Consider the following 16,748-nt stretch of genomic DNA (forward strand, 5'->3'; position numbering starts at 1 on the left):
CTCGGGTAGCGTGATGTTGATCAACCTGGGGAGGCTTGATGGCACCGCGGATCGTCGATGCGGGACAGGTACGGCTGTGGAGCGAGGAACTCGGTGACCAGGAGGGTGCGCCGATCTTCCTGATCATGGGCGCCAACGCGTCCGCGATGGGGTGGCCGGACGAGTTCGTCGGCCTGCTGCTCGACGGCGGGCACCGGGTGATCCGGTACGACCACCGCGACACCGGGCAGTCGACAACGGTCGCGGACGCCACCTACGACTTCGCTGACCTCACTCAGGACGCGCTGGCGGTGTTGGACGCACACGGTGTGGACAGCGCGCACGTCGTCGGGGTGTCGATGGGCGGTCTCATCGGTCAACTGCTGGCCGTGGACCACCCCGAACGGGTGCGCACGCTCACCCTCGCCCTCACCGGCGCCCTCGACATGGGGTCCACGGAGGAAGCGCCGGACCACGGCGAGCGCATCAGCCGGATGATCGCGCTGGCCGAGCCGGGTGCGGACGAACAGTCCGAACTGGACCGTCGCGTGGCGCTCTGGCGGGAGTTGCACGGCGACGTGCTGCCGTTCAACGCCGCCGAGTACCGGCGGCTGGAGGAACGTGCCATCGCGCACGCGGGCACGTTCCTCCCGGCGACCGGACATGTGCGGCTGGGCGCCTCGACGTTGCCGCATGGCGCTGATGACCTGCGCGAGGTCGACACGCCGACGCTGATCCTGCAGGGCAGCGAGGACCCGTTCTACCCGCTCGGTTTCGGCCGCCACCTGGCCGGACTGCTGCCGAACGCGCGGCTGCGGGAGTTGGAGGGCCTCGGTCACAGCATCCCGGCCGTGATGCACTCCGTGCTGGCCGAGGCGATCCTCGACCACGTCCGCGAGCACTAGCGCAGAAAAGCCTCGATCACCTCGGCCACGCGCAGGCCGCTGTCGAAGTTCGCCAGGTCGCGCGGGTGCTCTCCCCGCACGGCCTGCGCGAACAACGTGAGCCGCGAGTAGTCCGAACCGGTCTGCCGCAACGGCACCGGCACCCACGGACCACCGTCCGAAGTGGACAAGTCGGCCCACTGGTCGAGGCGCAGCGAACGTTCGGTGCCCCACACCGTCCACTCGTAGACCTCGGGTCCGGCGAGCCCGGAGAACGCCGACACGTGCACCGGCACGCCGCTCCCCCGCAGCACGCCGCGTGCCGCCACCTCGGCGGCGCCGGCCTCGGGGAAGTCCGCCGACACCGACTCCACGGTCAGCGGTCCGAGCAGCCGGTCCGTGAGGTAGATGAAGTGCGACAACACCTCGCGCACGAACCCGCCCTGCTCGCCGTGCGCGAGCCACGCCGCCTCTGCCTGGAACGCCCGCGGCCAGCGCGGGAACTGCAGCCTGATCTCCACGCCCCGCAGCGCGCCCAGCTCGAGCAGCTGCCGTTCGATCTCGATCGTCGCCACCATGTCCGACAGCGCGAAGTTCACGGCGTTCGGCCGTCCCTGCGCGGCTTCGGCCATCGCCCGCGCCTCGTCGAGGCCGACGGCGAGCGGCTTCTCGCAGAACACCGCCTTGCCGGCCGCGAACGCCTTGAGCGCGAGCGCGGCGTGCGTCGCGGGCGGGGTCGCGATGTACACCGCGTCCACATCGGACAGCACGTCGTCGAGTGAGGTGACGACGGGGACGTCGAGCGTGCGGGGTGCGACGTCGACGCCCGCGACCACGGTGTAGCCGGGGTGCGCCTGCGCCGCCGTCAGCATCCGGGTGCCCATGGCGCCCAGGCCGACGACGGCGAGGCGAATCGGATCAGCGATCATGGCCCTATTCTGCAGGTGCCCAGGCTCGCGACAGCTTGACCCGCGCACCGGTCTGCAGCAACGACCCGGTGTAGAGCCGCGAGGCGACCAGCAGGATCACCACGACGGTCGCCGCGAGGATGCTGAGCGAGAGCAGCGCCTCCCACGGCTCGGCCTGTTGGGCGAACATCCGCACCGGCATCGCCACGCCCGCCGTGAACGGCACGAACGACAGCACGGCGAGCACCGCCGGGTTCTCGAAGAAGAACTGCACGCCGAAGTACGGGCCCATCACCGCGAGCATCACGAGGCCCATGGTCGAGCCGAGGTCCTCCTGCCGGCTGACGAGTGCGCCCGCGACCGCCCACATCGACGAGATCAGCACGAACCCGAGCATCAGGAACGGCACGAACCACCCCAGCGCGGGCACCACCACGGCGAGCAGCTCGGCCTGGCCGGCGACCCGCAGCGCGATCGGGGCTGTCAGCGCCAACACGAGCACCTGGCCCAGCGTGAGAATCGTGTGGCCGAGGATCTTGCCCGCGAGCAGCGCCCGCACCGGCACCGTCGACACCAGGATCTCCACGATCCTGGTCTGCTTCTCGGTCACGGTGCTCTGCGCGATCGCCGCGCCACCCATGCCGAACATCAGGAACAGCATTCCGAACACGAACACCGTGATGAACCGCTGGTCCGAGGTCACAGCCGAGGGGTCCAGCAACTCCACCGGCGGCGAGGCGACGAGCTGCCGGATGACGTCGTTGGGCGGGTCGTTCAGGGCGAGGACCTTGACACCGCTGCCGTCCGGGACGATCGCGGCCTCGACGTCGTCGGAGCGGACCAGGTCCGCGGCTGCCTGGACGTCGGCGACCTCACGGACGTCGAGCTGTTTGCCTTGCACCACCTGCACGGCCGAGCCGACCGCCGCGACCTTGGGGTCGTCACCGCCGAAGACCGTGGGCAGCACCGTGAGCGCGAACAACCCGGCGATCGTCGCGAGGAACCCGACCCAGAAGCCCTTGGAGGTGAGGAAGGTCTTCATCTCGCGTTCGGCGACGAGCCAGGTCGCCTGGGAGAAACTCGCTCGCGCCATGTCAGATCACTTCCTTGAAGATCTCGTCGAGCGTGGGGACGACCGGCGTGAACGAGCGGACCTCACCGCGTTTCACCGCTTCGGCGAGCACCTGCTGCGGTTCGGCCTCGAAGACGGCACGCGGCCCGTCGAGGTCGATGATCGTCACGCCGGGCACGTCGCGGACCCAGCCCGCGTCCTCCGCAACCACGATCTCGTAACGGGCGGTGGCGTGGCGGGTGCGCAGCTCCTCACGTGAGCCGCCGGCCGCGATCCGTCCTTTTGAGATGATCACGACGTCGTCGCAGAGCCGTTCCACGATCGCCAGCTGGTGGCTCGAGAACAGCACCGGCACGCCGCTCGCGGCCCGTTTGCGCAGCACGTCGAGCACCGTCTCGACGGCGATCGGGTCGAGGCCGGAGAACGGCTCGTCCAGGATCAGCACATCGGGGTCGTGCACCAGCGCGGCCGCGATCTGCACGCGCTGCTGGTTGCCGAGCGACAGCTGCTCCAGCCGGTCGTTCGCACGCCCGGTCAGCTCCAGGTCGTCGAGCAGCTGGTCGGTGTTGCGCTGCGCGACCGTCCTTTCGACACCGTGCAGCCGCCCGAGCCAGGTGATCTGCTCACGCACCTTCATCTTCGGATAGAGGCCGCGTTCTTCCGGCATGTAACCGAAGTGCGGCCGGTTCTGCGGCGTGATCTCCACGTCGTTCCAGCTCACCGAGCCCCCGTGCGCGGCGAGCACCCCCAGCACGATCCGCATCGTCGTCGTCTTGCCGGACCCGTTGGCGCCCAGGAAGCCCGTCATCCGGCCGGGCCGCACGTCGAAGCTCACCTCGTCGAGCACCCGATGATCGCCGAAGCTCCGGCTGATCCCCCTCACAGTCAACATGCCGGGAACGTTATGCGGTTCGTGCCAAGATCGCGTCCGCCGCGGGGCATCCTCCTCGCGGAGGACGCTGTTCGGCCTAGTGCCGTGGCCGTCAGCCTTTGCCCCGTGTTCGACGCTCAGACGGGTGCATCGTGGTGCCGGCCCCACGTCCTCATCCTGGTTGGCTGTGGGCGTGGGGCCGGTGCCGCGAGGCGCCCTGCTGAGCGTCGAAGACGCGGCGAAGGTTGGCGGTCACGGCACTAGCGCGCTCCGGCCGTGACGCCGAGGCGGTGGCCTCCCGTGTAGACGTTCATCGACGTGCCGCGCAGGAACCCGACGAGCGTCACGCCCATCTCCTCGGCCAGGTCGGCGGCGAGCGACGACGGCGCGGACACCGCCGTGAGCACCGGAATCCCGGCCATCACCGCCTTCTGCACCAGCTCGAACGACGCCCGCCCGCTGACCATCAGCACGGTGCCGGTGAGCGGCAGCCGGCCGGTGCGGGTGGCCCAGCCGACGACCTTGTCCACCGCGTTGTGCCGGCCGACGTCCTCCCTGAGGCACAGCAGGTTGCCGTTCGCGTCGAACAGCCCGGCCGCGTGCAGGCCGCCCGTGCGGTCGAAGACCCGTTGCGCGGCACGGAGTTTGGTCGGGAACTCGGTGATCGTCTTCGGGTCGAGCCGGATCGGGTCGGCCGCCACCTGCCAGGTCGCGGTGGTGCGCACGGCGTCCAGGCTCGCCTTGCCGCACAGCCCGCAGCTCGACGTGGTGTAGAAGTTGCGCTCGATCGACGGGTCCGGCGGTGCGACGCCGTCCGCGAGGCCGACGTCCAGCACGTTGTAGGTGTTGCCGCCGTCGGCCGTGGCGCCCGCGCAGTAGCGGATGCTCGTGATGTCGGACGGGTTGCGCACCACCCCTTCGCTGACCAGGAAGCCCGCCGCGAGGTCGAAGTCGTCACCCGGCGTGCGCATGGTCACGGCGAGCGACTTGCCGCGGACGCGGATCTCCAGCGGTTCCTCGACCGCCAGCGTGTCCGGCCGCGCGGTGGCCGCGTCGTCCACCAGCCGCACCACGCGCCGCCTGCTCGTCACTCGTCCCACGACTGGCCTCCTTGCAGATCGCGACGCACTCGTCCAGCAGCCGCCGCAACATCTCGTCGCCGCGCATCGCCCGCACGGCCCTGGTCACGACCCAGTCGCGCGGCCACCACCGCGGCGCGACGATTCCGGCCCGTTGCACGCAGTGCGCGACCAGCCGTTGGGTTGGTCCCTGCTCCGTGCCGATCACGGTGGTCGCGAACGGCAACAGCCTGCGTCGACCCTCCTCAGTGGACTGATCGTTGACGCACCGCGCCACACACGCCAGCACGGGGTGCACGCAGGCGGGCCGGTCCGACCACACCTCGCCCGCGAGCACCGACGTGAGCTCCATCAGACAACAACCTTCGGCCGGCGTGTGGTGCCAGCCCTTCGCGAGCTTCGGCACTCGGCTCACAGCCGCGGCCTTCCCGGCTGCGACAGGTGCCTCGTGAGCACGGCGCCCGCCAGCCCGAGCACGCCGGCCGCGACGAACGCGAACGCGGGCCCCTGGGACGCGAGCACGACGGCCGCGATGAGCGCACCCGCCGCCTTCGCCGTGTAGAGCACGCCGAAGTTCTGCGCCCCGTTCGTCTCGCCGAAGTACTCCCTGGTGACGCCCACCAGCAACGAGTAGCAGCACCCGGTGCCGAGGCCCGCGAGCGTCGCGCCGACGAGCAGCCCCGTGACGTTCTGGGAGTACAGCAACACGAACTGCGCCACGCCTCCGGTGGCGAGGGTCCAGACGAGCGCCTTCCTGCGCCCGATCCTGTCCGAGATCCACCCGACCAGCACCCGTCCGGTACCCGTGGCCGCCGCCAGCGTGGCCAACGCAATTGCGCCAAGCGTGTTGTCTCCCACGAACAGCGGCAGATAAGCCAGGTCGTACAGCGACACGGCCGCCGCGAACGCCACACCGCCGTACAGCCACCAGAACGTGCCGCACCGCATCGCTTCGTGCGTCCGGAACTCCTTGAGCGCCGCCCGGTTCGGCACCCGCGCCCGGTCCAACGCCCACTCGCGCGGCGGGATGTGCGGCGGCCACCAGTGCTCAGGCGGATCCTTCAGCAACGTGCCGGTGACGGCCAGGACGACCGTGATCACGATCGCTGCCTGCGTGAGGAACCCGCTGAGGTTGCCGAGGAGCATCCCGGCGGCCAGCACGAACGGCACAGACCCGTACGCGAACGCTCCGCTGACGAACGCGACCTTCCTGGTGACGCGCTCGGGATACCACCGGACGATCGTGCCGAGGCAGGTCGCGTACACCAGCCCGGCCCCGATGCCACCGAGCACGGCGTACCCCACGAGCTGGCCCTGCCCGAGCGTGCAGAACCCGGCACCGGTGAGCACCGCGCCGATCCACATGGCCCCGGCGGGCGTCAGTCTCTTCTGCTGCCGCAGCCAGGCCGCCGGAAACGCCGTGCCAGCCTGGCACACCGTCCACAACGCCAGCGCCCAGAACAGCTCCGGCACGCTCCACCGGTCTTGCAGGTGCGGGATCAACGCGCCAAAGCCGTACTGCCCGATGCCGGCCGCGAGCATCGCCGCCCAAGCCGCCCACAACACCGTGCGACGCGACCGCCCCGACACCTCGACGTCGGTCTCCCCCACCCGGTAGAGCCTGCCGACGTGATCACGTACGTAGGTCGCGACTGGCATGCCCTTCACCCCGTCCCGGAGATTGCATACAGTATGAAGTAGGCTATACCACGGAGGCGCCGATGAACATGCCCTGGGATCTCGCCCGCCAGACGGCCCGGTCAGCGGCCAAGCCGCTCGAGGCCGTCGAGGTTTCGCTGACCGAGGGGTTGGGTCTCGCGCTCGCCTCCGGGGTGCGGGCGCTGGCCAGTCAGCCGACCTGCGACACCTCGGCCATGGACGGCTACGCGGTCGCCGGGGCTGGGCCTTGGGTGGTCGTGGGGCGGGTGGCCGCCGGAGATCCGGTGCCTCGCGTGCGGTTGGGAGCGGGCGAGGCGTTCGGGGTGGCTACCGGGGCGCCGGTGCCGGACGGGTCCGACGCAGTGATCCCCGTCGAGTTCTGTTCAGTGGACGACACGCTGTTGAAAGGCGAAGCCGTCACCGGCAAACACATCCGTCGCCGTGGCGAAGACTGGTCGGCAGGCGACGAACTCATCCCCGCCGGCTCCCAGATCACCCCCACCGTCCTCGGCCTGGCCGCAGGAGCAGGCCACGACACCCTCCTGGTTCACCGCCGTCCCCGAGCAGCCGTGGTCGTGACCGGCGACGAACTCCTCTACCAGGGCCCACCCCGCCCAGGCCGAGTCCGCGACGCCATCGGCCCGATGCTCCCCGGCCTCCTCACGGGAGCCGACCTCGACACCACCCACCTGCACGACGACCCGGACGCCCTGACCAACGTCCTCACGTCAACCCGAGCCGACGTCCTCGTCACCTGCGGCGCCACCTCGGTAGGCCCAGCGGACCACCTCCGCCGCGTGCTCACATCCCTCGACGCCGAAATCCTGGTCAGCGGCGTGGCCTGCCGCCCAGGCCACCCGATGCTGCTGGCCGTCCTCCCCGACGGCCGCTGCGTGGTCGGCCTGCCGGGCAACCCCTTCGCCGCCCTGGCCGCAGTCCTGACGCTGCTCCAACCACTCCTCGGCGCCCTCGCCGGCCACACCGTCCGCCCGCCGATCACCGCTCAGCTGAAAGAAGTCAACGCGCACCCCACTGACACGCGACTCGTCCCGGTGACCAGAACCGGCAACCAGGCCATCCCCGTAGGCCACGACCGCCCCGGATCCCTGTGGGGCGCCGCCAAAGCCGACGCACTCGCAGTAGTCCCGCCCGACCACGCCGGAGAAGTCGAGCTGCTCACTTACGAGACCGCCAACTGACCTTCGCCGAGCCCGGCGCAGGCGCGTCCTTCACCACCGTCCGCACCGGCAACCCGAGAAACGAGCTGAACCGCGAAACGTGCGCCGCGAGCCGATCAACGTCAAACCCCGGCAACGGCCGCAACTCCACGTCCACCGAGGTCTTCTTCAGAACCCGCCGCCACAGCCCGGCGATCTGCCCGTCCTCGATCAAAGTCGCGTAGAACATCCCGTTGTAAGTGGAGATCGGAATCTCGCCGTACCGCCCGAAGAACGCGGAACGGTCCTTGTACCCGATCACCAACTCGTCATAGGCAGGCAGCAGAAACGCCCCGGAGCCCGGCGAGAGATCAGGAGGCAGCCAGTACTCCTTGCCATCAAACGCCTCGCACACCAACGAACCCTGCACGGCCTCCAACCCACGAGAAGCCTCACGCACCCCGATCCCGCACCAGTTGGCGAAATCCGCCAAGGTAGCCGGACCGTGACTGGCGAAGAACCGAGAAGCCAGCACGGCCAACGCCTCGTCGCCGGACAACGAACGCTGATGCGGCGCCCATTCCGAGAGCAGCACGAACGTCTGCTCCTTGCCCCGCGGCGGCCCCGGCACCACCAGACCCTCCTGCGCCAGGTGGATGAACGTGAAGTAGCTCTGCTGCCGGTCGTCCGGAATGCCGACCGAGGCCATCAACGCGATCATCTCGCGCCGCGTCAGGCACCCGCCGCCCGTCAGCGCCGAAACGAAAGTCTTGCGCGCCAACGACATCAGCTCGGGCGTCATGTGATGGTACCGCCAGGCCTTGGGCGTCAACCGAGCCAGGTCGCGCGCGCCGAACAAGCTCAGCATCCACCCGACGTCCTCCGCCAGGACGTAGTGGATCGTGCCGCGCATCAGCCAGGTCCGCACCACCCGCCCGGACTGCAAAGCCTCCTCGACGTCCGCCGCCCCACCGGAGACCGTGCGCAAGCCCAACGCCCACAGCGACTGGCCGTAGTCCTGGCCCTGCACGGCGCCCAGACGACGAACGACGTCCTCAACCGAACCGAACTGCCCGATGCGCTGGTTGCCGAGGCGGAGTGCCGCGATGTCCATCAGCCCAGTCTGGGCGACGGCACTCCAGCCCCGCTCAAGCGGGCCAGCAGCCGGTGTAGCCCTCGGCCAGGAACCGCGACCCCGCCTCCGACCCGACGACCGACCGCAGTTCGCCCAGCTGCCGCCGCACGTCGAAGTCCGACGAGCCGGGCAACGCGTGCAACATCGTCGTCATCCAGTACGAGAAGTGCTGTGCCTTCCACACCCGGTCCAACGCCCGCGGCCCGTACTCGTCCAACGCGTCGCTGTCGTTCTTCAACAGCGCCCGCGAGATCAGCTCAGCCAGCACGCGCACGTCCGCCAGCGCCAGGTTGAGGCCCTTCGCACCGGTCGGCGGCACCGTGTGCGCGGCGTCGCCGGCGAGCAGCAACTGGCCGTGACGCATCGGTTCCGCGACGAACGACCGGAACCGCAGCACCGTCTTCTCGGTGATCGGCCCCTCGTTCAGCGTGAAGCCGTCCGGCCCGGCCACCCTGGTCTGCAGCTCCTCCCAGATCCGGTCGTCCGACCACTCGGCGGGATCGGCCGACGGGTCGCACTGGAAGTACATGCGCTGGTGCGTCTCGGTCCGCTGGCTGATCAACGCGAACCCGCGCGGCGAGTGCGCGTAGACCAGCTCGGGCGCGCTGCGCGGTGCCTCGGTGATGATCCCGAACCACGCGAACGGGTACTCCCGGAAACTGTGCGTGCGCACGGCTTCCGGCACTTCAGCGCGGCAGATCGACCGCGACCCGTCCGCACCGACGAGCAGGTCGCAGTGCACCTCCTGCCGGACGCCGTCGCTGTCGACGAACCGGATCGTCGGCCCGGACAGGTCGACCGACGTGTCGCTGACGCCGAACCGCACGTCGCCGCCGTCCCGCGCACGAGCGTTGGCCAGGTCGACGAACACGTCGGTCTGCGGGTACAGCCACACCGATTCGCCCACCAGCGCCCGGAAGTCGACTCGATGGCTCTCGCCGCCGAACCGCAGGTCGATGCCCTCGTGCGGATGTCCGTCGCGCAGCACCCGGTCGGACACCCCGGTGTCGACGAGCAACCGGGCGCTGTCCGCCTCCAGGATGCCCGCGCGGACCGTGTTCTCGATCTCCACGCGCGTCCGGTGGTCGACCACGATGCTGTCGATCCCGTTGAGCGACAACAGGTGCGAGAGCATCAGCCCGGCCGGTCCACCGCCGACGATGCCGACCTGGGTCCGCGTCACACTTCCTCCTTCAGGACCTGCCGCGCCACCGCGAACGCGTGGTTCGCCGCAGGCACACCGCAGTAGATGGCGCTCTGCATGATCACCTCACCGATCTCCGGCACGCTCAGCCCGTTCCGCAGCGCCGCCGCGACGTGCAGCTTCAGCTCGTCCCAGTGCCCCAGCGCGATCAACGCCGTCAACGTCATCGCACTGCGCGTCCGCCGGTCCAGGCCGGGCCGCGTCCAGATCTCGCCCCACGCGTAGCGCGTGATGAAGTCCTGGAAGTCCGCCGTGAACTCGTCCGGTGCCGCCCGGTCCACGTGCGCGTCCCCGAGCACCTCACGCCGAACCCTCATGCCGTCGTCGTAGGACACCGCATCTCCTCAAGCACCCGAACCAGCACCGCCGCGACCGCAGCCGGATTTTCCGCCGGCGGCAGATGCCCGCACCCGGCCAGCACCTCGTCGGCTCCCGCCGGTGACACCACGACGTCGTGCTCCCCCACCAACACCCGCAACGGCCGCACCGCCGGACCGGCCTCGAACTGCCCCAACGCCTCGCAGGCCAACGCGTACGACTCCTGGTCCGCGTCGGCGAGCGCCCGCAGCAACGCCCCGGCCACCCGCGGCGCCCGCTCCACGAACCCCGGCGCGAACCACCGCTGCGCCGATCCCTCGACCATCACCGGCGTCCCGGCCCTGCGCACCAACGCGGCGCGCTCGCGCCACATCTCGGGCACTCCGATCCGCGGCGCCGCCCCGATGGACACGACCGACTCGAACGGGCACTCACGTCGCGTGGCCAGCTCGAACCCGACCGCCCCGCCGAACGACACCCCGGCGTACGCAACCCGCCGCCCGCCCGCCAAGGATTCGACCCGTGAGCTCAGCTCGTCGGCGATGTCCGGCACGGTGAACGGCCCGGCGGCGGGCGCTCCGGAGCCGTGGCCGGGCAGGTCCCAGCCGATCACCTCGTACTCGCCGGACAGCACGATCGCGCAGTCCCGCCACAGCAACGCAACCGACGTGCCGAGCGAGGGACCGACCACCAGAAGCTGCTCGGAGAACTCCGATCCGGCCAGGCGCGTCAGGCTCAACTCCACGGTCATCTTCCCTCCCAACGCTTCAGCACGACGTCCACAAAGGACTCCGCCGCACCCAGGTACCCGGCCGGGTCCGTTCCGCCACCCTGCTCCGCCAACAACTCCCCGGCGGCATCGGCAGCCCGCCGTGCCATCACGTCCGCGTGCACCTCGAGTCCCTCTACAAGCTCGGCCGCCTGCGAAGCCGCCACCACCGCCAGTTCCAGCAGCGACCGCAACGCCGGCCACTCCGCGTGCCAGGCCCCGTCCGGTCGCTCGTCCACCGCCCGCGCCGAACACAGGTGCAGCTGCGCGCCCAGTTGCGGAGCTTGCAGCGCAGCACTGTTCACCAGCACCGACAACACCGGGTTCCGCTTGTGCGGCATGGTCGACGACCCGCCACGGCCGGCCACGGCCCCTTCGCGCACCTCACCGATCTCCGGCCGCCCCAACGTCAGCACATCCGCCGCCAGCACGCCGAGCGCTGAGCACGCCCGCACCAACGCGTCCCCAAGACGCGTCACCGGCGCCCGATACGTGTGCCAGGGCAGCCCCGGCCACACCAGCCCCAGATGCCCGGCAAACGCCGAAGCTGCCGCGATCGGATCGCCGGCGACCTTGGACAACGTTCCCGCCGCACCACCGCACTGCACCGGCAGAGACACGTCGTCGAGTTCGTCCAGCGCGTCCAGCACCCCGACCAACCACCGGGCAGCCTTCAACCCGAACGTGATCGGCACCGCGAACTGCGTCAACGTCCGCCCGGCCATGACACTCGCCCGGTGCTCGTCAGCCAGCCGCGCCAGCGCCGAACCAACGCGTTCCAAGTCCGCGGAGACCTGCGTCAACACCCCGCGCGCCAACAACATCAGCGCGGTGTCGAGCACGTCCTGACTCGTCAGTCCAGTGTGGACAGGACCGGAGACCTGAGCGCGCAACGCCGAGACCAACGGCAGCACCGGGTTGCCGGCAGCCTCGATCTCGACGGGGTCCAAGGCCGGCACCCATGACCCCAACGAGACCGGCGTGCCCAGCACCCGAGCCCACGCGACCTCGACGTCCAGCATCGCCCGGACCAGTGCGGTGTCATCCACCAGTCCGGCAGCGCGATACGACCCGGGTAGCACGATCACATCCGCGGGAACGTGAAGAAAGGCGTCTCGGAGGGGCCCTGCAGGTGGATGTCGAACCGCAACCGCCCGTCGTCCTCGCGCGAGGCCACCAACCCGTCGCGAGCACCCTCGGCCCCAGGCAGGTAGATCCGCGTGAACAACCGGTCGAGCAGCCCTCGCGCGAACACCGTCACCGCGAAGAACGGCAGCCCCGGCTCGACCGTGCTGAACCAGTAGTGCCCGGACGAGTCGGTGCAGCACCGGCCCCACCCGGTGAACCCGGCCCCGCGGCGCCGCAGCGACCCGCCGACAGCCGGCACCACACCGGACGCGTCCGCCTGCCGGATCTCGATCATCGCGTCCGGCACGGGTGTGCCTTCGCCGTCGTACACGTGCCCGTGCAGCACCACGGATCCAGCCGACCCGAACGGCACCAGCTCGGCGTCACCGGGATACGCCAGCGCGTGGTGGAAGAACGGCCCAACGGTCTGGCCCGGCGTGGCTTCAGTCATCGGACGGCTCCAGGTAGGTCGCGTGGCTGCCGGTCAACACGATGTCCCACCGGTACCCGAGCAGCCACTCGTGCTCGGACTGGGAGTGGTCGTAGGAAGCGATCAGCCGGGCTCGCGCGGCGGGGTCGGTGATCGACTGCGCGATCGGGTCCAGCGCCAGCAACTGGTCACCGGGGAAGTACATCTGCGTGATCAGCCGTTGTGTGAAGTCGGTGCCGAACAGCGAGAAGTGGATGTGCGCGGGCCGCCACGCGTTGTGGTGGTTGCGCCACGGATACGGGCCCGGCTTGATCGATGTGAACGAATACCAACCGTGGTCGTCGGTCAGACACCGCCCGACCCCCGTGAAGAACGGGTCCAGTGGCGCCGGGTGCTGGTCGCCCTGGTGCGAGTAGCGGCCGGCCGCGTTGGCCTGCCAGATCTCGACGAGCTGCCGCCGCACCGGGCGCCCGTCGCCGTCCAGCACCCGGCCGTGCACGCGGATGCGTTCGCCGATGGGCTCGCCACCGCGCTGGATGGTCAGGTCGGACTCGACGGGAGCGACGTCGGAGTGGCCGAACACCGGGGCGAGCAGTTCGGCTCCCTCCGGGTCGACCAGCTGCAGCTCCTTGGTCGGGTGGCGCAACAGGGTGCTGCGGTACGGCGGGAAGTCCAGCAGCGGCGCACCCGTCGGTGAGTCGGCCTGGATCTTCGCGATCTCGTCGCTGATCTCGTGCTGGCTGGTCGTCACGGGAGCAAACGCTAGGGACGCGAGCCGGGCCCCGTCGACGGTAGGCTTCCGCTGAGTGGAAGGAAGCCGCAATGGCGGGGAACACCTCGGTGCCGGGAGCGACGGTGGTCGCGCGCACCATCGCGTTGCTGGCCGCGTTCGACGAGGAGCACCCCAGGCTCACCCTCACCGAGCTGAGCCAGCGCGCCGACCTGCCGCTCACCACCACGCACCGCCTGGTGAACGAGCTGACCAAGGCAGGAGCGTTAACGCGAACATCGAGCGGCTACGTCGTCGGCCAACGGCTCTGGCAGCTGGGCACGCTCGCGCCCGTGCAGACCGACCTGCGCCGCCTGGCGTCACCGTTCCTGCACGACTTCTACGCGGGCACGCTCGCCACCGTGCACCTCGGCGTCCGCGACAAGCTCAAGGTCCTCTACCTCGACCGCGTCTCGGGCCAGCGCTCGGTGCCCGTCGTCAGCGACATCGGCTCCCACCTGCCGCTGCACGCCACCGGCGTCGGCAAGGTCCTGCTCGCCCACGCGCCCGAGGCGGTGCGCCGGGAGGCGATGAAGTCGCTCGACCGCATCACCCCGTACACGATCACCCAGCCCGCACAGCTCAAGGCACAGCTCGACCGGGTGCTCACCGACGGCTACGCCACCACCTACGAGGAGATGTCCATCGGCGGATGCAGCGTCGCGGTCCCGATCTGGCAGGACGAGACCGTCGTCGCGGCGCTCGGGGTCGTGGTGCCGTCCCTGAAGCGCGACAAGGTGCGCCTGGTCTCGGGCCTGCGGGTCGCGGCGCACGGCATCGGGCGCAGCCTCTCCAGCCGCCGATCCGGCACGCGGTGAGCACTCGCAGGCGAACTGATCATCTGATCGTGCAGGTCGCGCCGTTCAGCGTGAACGAGGCCGGCACGTTGTTGGCGCCTTTGACCGTGCCGTTGAACCCGAGCGCCACCGAGCCGTCGGGCACGATCAGCGCGGTGTAGCCGGCGTTGGTCACGCTCACATCCGCGCCGGACTGGGACACCACGCCGTTCCACAGGTGCGACACGGTCTGCCCGTCGGCGAAGCGCCAGCGCAACGTCCAGCCGTTGACCAGGGCGCGACTGACGTTGCGCACGGTCACCTCGGCCTGGAACGCACCCGGCCACTGCCTCTTCACCCGGTAGGTGACAACGCACGGCGGCGAGGGCGGCGCCGGCGGTGTCGTGGCCGAAGGACGAGGAGCGGAGACGGACGGCGGGGGTGGCGGTGGCGGTGGCGGGGGTGGCGGCGGGGGTGGTGGCGCCGGCGGAGTCGAGGTTGTGCAGTCCCGCCCCCACATCCCGAGCTTTTCCTTCGACGCCTTGGATTCCGCGTCCACCAGCGGGCCGCCGTCGACGCCGGTGGCGCGCAGGATGCCGTTCTTGACGGCCAGCAACGCGTAGTCGACGCCGTCCTCGAGCAACAGCGTCACCTCGCCGGGCGTGATGCTGCCGACCAGGACGTCCTTGTCCAGCAACGTCTTCTTGGCGAACTCCACCGCCAGGGCAGCCGCGCAGGACGACGGCTCTGCCAGCAGCGAGATGCGGGCGCGGGCACCGTTCGCGAGCTCGACGGTGCGGCCGTCGATGACGGCACGCACCTTGGTCGTGGCCCCGTTCTCGATCGGCGGCGCGGAGGACTGCGGTGCTGGCGAGGGCGTGCCGCCCTGCTCGGCCGTGCAGGCGGCGGTGAGCAGGGTCAACAGCACCAAGAAGTGGTTCCGTGCTGCCATTGCGCAAACCTATCGCCGGTGGCCGTCCGCGCAATCGGCTGTTCGGCGTTGATCAACTCGGGCGTTCAGCGGCCTGGCTGATCCAAGCCCCCCGCGGCGAGGTGATCTGTGCGAACGTCAACGGGCCACAGTTGCGCGGATGGTTCCCTGCCGTTCACCGGCTCGTGGTGATCAACAGAAATGATCACGACATCCAGGTTCCCTGCCTATGGAGGTCTGAAGTGCACACCCTGCAACCGCACTGGACGCGTCGCCTGCTCGCCGCCCTCGCCATCGTCGCGGCCGTACTCGGCGCGACCACGGTCGTCGCACCCGCGGCGGACGCCACCGTCTACGACTCCTGCACGCAGTCCCGCTGTTCGGCGGCGCGCACCGCCAACTCGACGTGGAAGTCGATGGGCTACCCCGGCTCGCGCGGCTGGTACACGTGGCCCGCCGGCCGGTACAACTTCGCCGGCGGCACGTTCTTCAACCGCGAGGGCCAGCTCCCGACCGGCTACGACTACCAGGAGTTCGACGTCTACCCGCGCGCTCGCGGTGCCGCCCGTGACGCGTACCGGATCGTCGTGAACATGGACACCGGCGTGACCTACTTCTCGCCCAACCACTACAGCGACTTCTACCGCCTGTAGCGCGTCACCGGGCGCTGCGGTCGATCCACGACCGCAGCGCCGACCAGGTGCCCGAGGTCGACGGATCAGAGGTCGCCCAGCACGTCCAGGACGCGCTTCAGCGAGCTCTCCCGGGTTTCGACGGCCGAGTCGAGCACCAGGTGGTCTTCCTCCCACGGCTCCCACAGCCCGCGCATCCGCTCGACGTGCTGCCACGGAACCGTTGCGTGCCAACCAGGAATGCCCCGTGACCGGCCTTCGACCCGTTCGCGGTGCAGGCGTTCGTCCGAGCAGACGCACTCGACGCCGACGAACACGCCACCGAGCCGTTCGGTGAGCTCACGCCACTGTGCACGAGTTTCACGGGTGTGCCCGGCCACGTCGACGATCACGTCGATCCCCAGCTGGAGGTGCCTGGCCGCCGCGGCGGTGAGCTGGAGGTCCACCACCTCGACCGCGTTCTCGTCGGTGATCGCGCGCGCCAGCACCAGCGACCCCAGCATCCAGTCCATCGAGAAGATCGGTGTGCGGAGGTGCCGGGCGAGCGACTCCGCGAGCGTGCTCTTCCCCGTGCCCGGAATCCCCGCGACCAGCACGAGCCTGGGGCGCTCCGTCGTCGGTTCCAGGTTCAGGTAGTGGTCCATGCCCCTACCTAAACATCGATGTGCGCCCCCATGATCACTGTTCGCTCTCGGGGCAATCCGAAGTGCTCGGCGGCGTCCGCGGTGATGTACGACGTGGCGACGAACAGCCGCTTGCGCCAGCCGGCCATCGTCGGCGCCTTGCCGCGCTGCAGCTCGATCTTCGACAGGAAGTACCGCGCCTGCCGCAGGTTCAGCTCGCCCTCGGTCTGGTCGGGCTCCAGCAACGCCAGCGCCGCCGGCACGTCCGGCGTCTCCATGTAGCCGAAGCGCGCGCTCACGTGGATGATCCCGTCGTCCGCGTACCCGAGCTCGTCGACCTCAATCCGGCGATCCAGCGGCACGCGCGGCACCGAGGGCTCCGACGATCACCGCCAGCCGGACGGAGTCGTGTGCGAGCTGCTGC

Annotated in this window: 20 protein-coding genes; 4 read left to right on the forward strand and 16 right to left on the reverse strand. The window is 70.0% G+C overall.

The window, feature by feature from the left end:
* The first annotated feature begins 38 nt into the window (after positions 1–38).
* On the forward strand, positions 39–884 hold the full coding sequence (locus DI276_RS24580; protein ID WP_112267208.1) for an alpha/beta fold hydrolase: 846 nt from the start codon (positions 39–41) through the stop codon (positions 882–884).
* Here DI276_RS24580 and DI276_RS24585 read toward each other — a convergent pair.
* The 6 genes from DI276_RS24585 to DI276_RS24610 all read right to left on the reverse strand — a co-directional run bounded on the left by DI276_RS24585 (position 881) and on the right by DI276_RS24610 (position 6,452).
* The gene (locus tag DI276_RS24585; protein WP_112267210.1) at positions 881–1,792 is read right to left on the reverse strand and encodes a Gfo/Idh/MocA family protein; all 912 of its coding nucleotides are present in this window, start codon (positions 1,790–1,792) and stop codon (positions 881–883) included. The genes DI276_RS24580 and DI276_RS24585 overlap by 4 nt on opposite strands.
* A 4-nt stretch (positions 1,793–1,796) precedes the next feature.
* The gene (locus tag DI276_RS24590) at positions 1,797–2,864 is read right to left on the reverse strand and encodes an ABC transporter permease (protein WP_112267212.1); all 1,068 of its coding nucleotides are present in this window, start codon (positions 2,862–2,864) and stop codon (positions 1,797–1,799) included.
* A 1-nt stretch (position 2,865) separates the two neighbouring features.
* A complete protein-coding gene (locus DI276_RS24595) occupies positions 2,866–3,735 on the reverse strand; it encodes an ABC transporter ATP-binding protein (RefSeq protein ID WP_112267214.1) in 870 nt (289 codons plus the stop codon).
* 239 nt (positions 3,736–3,974) lie between these two features.
* Positions 3,975–4,787, reverse strand: a complete 813-nt coding sequence (fdhD, locus tag DI276_RS24600; RefSeq protein WP_269814301.1) for a formate dehydrogenase accessory sulfurtransferase FdhD — start codon at positions 4,785–4,787, stop codon at positions 3,975–3,977.
* The gene (locus DI276_RS52315; protein WP_232836877.1) at positions 4,669–5,208 is read right to left on the reverse strand and encodes a hypothetical protein; all 540 of its coding nucleotides are present in this window, start codon (positions 5,206–5,208) and stop codon (positions 4,669–4,671) included. The genes fdhD and DI276_RS52315 overlap by 119 nt, the downstream gene beginning before the upstream one ends.
* Positions 5,205–6,452, reverse strand: coding sequence for an MFS transporter (locus DI276_RS24610; protein WP_112267219.1), 1,248 nt, complete (start codon positions 6,450–6,452; stop codon positions 5,205–5,207). The genes DI276_RS52315 and DI276_RS24610 overlap by 4 nt, the downstream gene beginning before the upstream one ends.
* A gap of 62 nt (positions 6,453–6,514) precedes the next feature.
* Here DI276_RS24610 and DI276_RS24615 point away from each other — a divergent pair, with 62 nt between their 5' ends.
* Positions 6,515–7,651, forward strand: coding sequence for a molybdopterin molybdotransferase MoeA (locus tag DI276_RS24615; protein ID WP_112267221.1), 1,137 nt, complete (start codon positions 6,515–6,517; stop codon positions 7,649–7,651).
* Here the strand turns inward: DI276_RS24615 and DI276_RS24620 are convergent.
* The 7 genes from DI276_RS24620 to pcaH are packed head-to-tail and all read right to left on the reverse strand — an operon-like array spanning position 7,629 to position 13,344.
* Positions 7,629–8,723 carry a winged helix DNA-binding domain-containing protein gene (locus DI276_RS24620; protein WP_112267223.1) on the reverse strand — a complete coding sequence of 365 codons (1,095 nt, stop codon included), beginning with the start codon at positions 8,721–8,723 and terminating at the stop codon, positions 7,629–7,631. The two genes, DI276_RS24615 and DI276_RS24620, sit on opposite strands and share 23 nt — an antisense overlap.
* A gap of 34 nt (positions 8,724–8,757) precedes the next feature.
* On the reverse strand, positions 8,758–9,927 hold the full coding sequence (locus tag DI276_RS24625; RefSeq protein ID WP_269814295.1) for a 4-hydroxybenzoate 3-monooxygenase: 1,170 nt from the start codon (positions 9,925–9,927) through the stop codon (positions 8,758–8,760).
* Positions 9,924–10,265, reverse strand: a complete 342-nt coding sequence (locus DI276_RS24630) for a carboxymuconolactone decarboxylase family protein (protein WP_112267707.1) — start codon at positions 10,263–10,265, stop codon at positions 9,924–9,926. The genes DI276_RS24625 and DI276_RS24630 overlap by 4 nt, the downstream gene beginning before the upstream one ends.
* Positions 10,262–11,017 carry an alpha/beta fold hydrolase gene (locus DI276_RS24635; RefSeq protein WP_112267225.1) on the reverse strand — a complete coding sequence of 252 codons (756 nt, stop codon included), beginning with the start codon at positions 11,015–11,017 and terminating at the stop codon, positions 10,262–10,264. The genes DI276_RS24630 and DI276_RS24635 overlap by 4 nt, the downstream gene beginning before the upstream one ends.
* Positions 11,014–12,084 (reverse strand): lyase family protein, encoded by a 1,071-nt coding sequence (locus tag DI276_RS24640; protein ID WP_232836878.1) that lies wholly within the window; start codon positions 12,082–12,084, stop codon positions 11,014–11,016. The genes DI276_RS24635 and DI276_RS24640 overlap by 4 nt, the downstream gene beginning before the upstream one ends.
* Before the next feature lie 35 nt (positions 12,085–12,119).
* Positions 12,120–12,614, reverse strand: coding sequence for a protocatechuate 3,4-dioxygenase subunit alpha (gene pcaG / locus DI276_RS24645; protein WP_112267227.1), 495 nt, complete (start codon positions 12,612–12,614; stop codon positions 12,120–12,122).
* The gene (gene pcaH, locus DI276_RS24650) at positions 12,607–13,344 is read right to left on the reverse strand and encodes a protocatechuate 3,4-dioxygenase subunit beta (protein WP_112267238.1); all 738 of its coding nucleotides are present in this window, start codon (positions 13,342–13,344) and stop codon (positions 12,607–12,609) included. The genes pcaG and pcaH overlap by 8 nt, the downstream gene beginning before the upstream one ends.
* 71 nt (positions 13,345–13,415) lie before the next feature.
* Between pcaH and DI276_RS24655 the strand changes: the two genes are divergently transcribed.
* Positions 13,416–14,180, forward strand: a complete 765-nt coding sequence (locus tag DI276_RS24655; protein ID WP_112267240.1) for an IclR family transcriptional regulator — start codon at positions 13,416–13,418, stop codon at positions 14,178–14,180.
* Between the two features lie 19 nt (positions 14,181–14,199).
* Here DI276_RS24655 and DI276_RS51220 read toward each other — a convergent pair whose 3' ends face one another.
* On the reverse strand, positions 14,200–15,090 hold the full coding sequence (locus DI276_RS51220; protein WP_198680862.1) for a cellulose binding domain-containing protein: 891 nt from the start codon (positions 15,088–15,090) through the stop codon (positions 14,200–14,202).
* Positions 15,091–15,311: 221 nt separating this feature from the next.
* Here DI276_RS51220 and DI276_RS24665 point away from each other — a divergent pair, with 221 nt between their 5' ends.
* The gene (locus DI276_RS24665; protein ID WP_112267242.1) at positions 15,312–15,722 is read left to right on the forward strand and encodes a ribonuclease domain-containing protein; all 411 of its coding nucleotides are present in this window, start codon (positions 15,312–15,314) and stop codon (positions 15,720–15,722) included.
* A gap of 65 nt (positions 15,723–15,787) precedes the next feature.
* Here DI276_RS24665 and DI276_RS24670 read toward each other — a convergent pair whose 3' ends face one another.
* Positions 15,788–16,345: an AAA family ATPase gene (locus DI276_RS24670; protein ID WP_112267244.1), complete on the reverse strand. Its 558-nt coding sequence runs from the start codon at positions 16,343–16,345 to the stop codon at positions 15,788–15,790.
* Positions 16,346–16,353: 8 nt separating this feature from the next.
* Complete coding sequence (locus DI276_RS24675) at positions 16,354–16,686, reverse strand: KUP/HAK/KT family potassium transporter (protein ID WP_232836879.1); 333 nt, start codon at positions 16,684–16,686, stop codon at positions 16,354–16,356.
* Positions 16,687–16,748: the final 62 nt, after the last annotated feature.

The organism is Lentzea terrae, from assembly GCF_003265345.1.
Classification (GTDB): domain Bacteria; phylum Actinomycetota; class Actinomycetes; order Mycobacteriales; family Pseudonocardiaceae; genus Lentzea; species Lentzea terrae.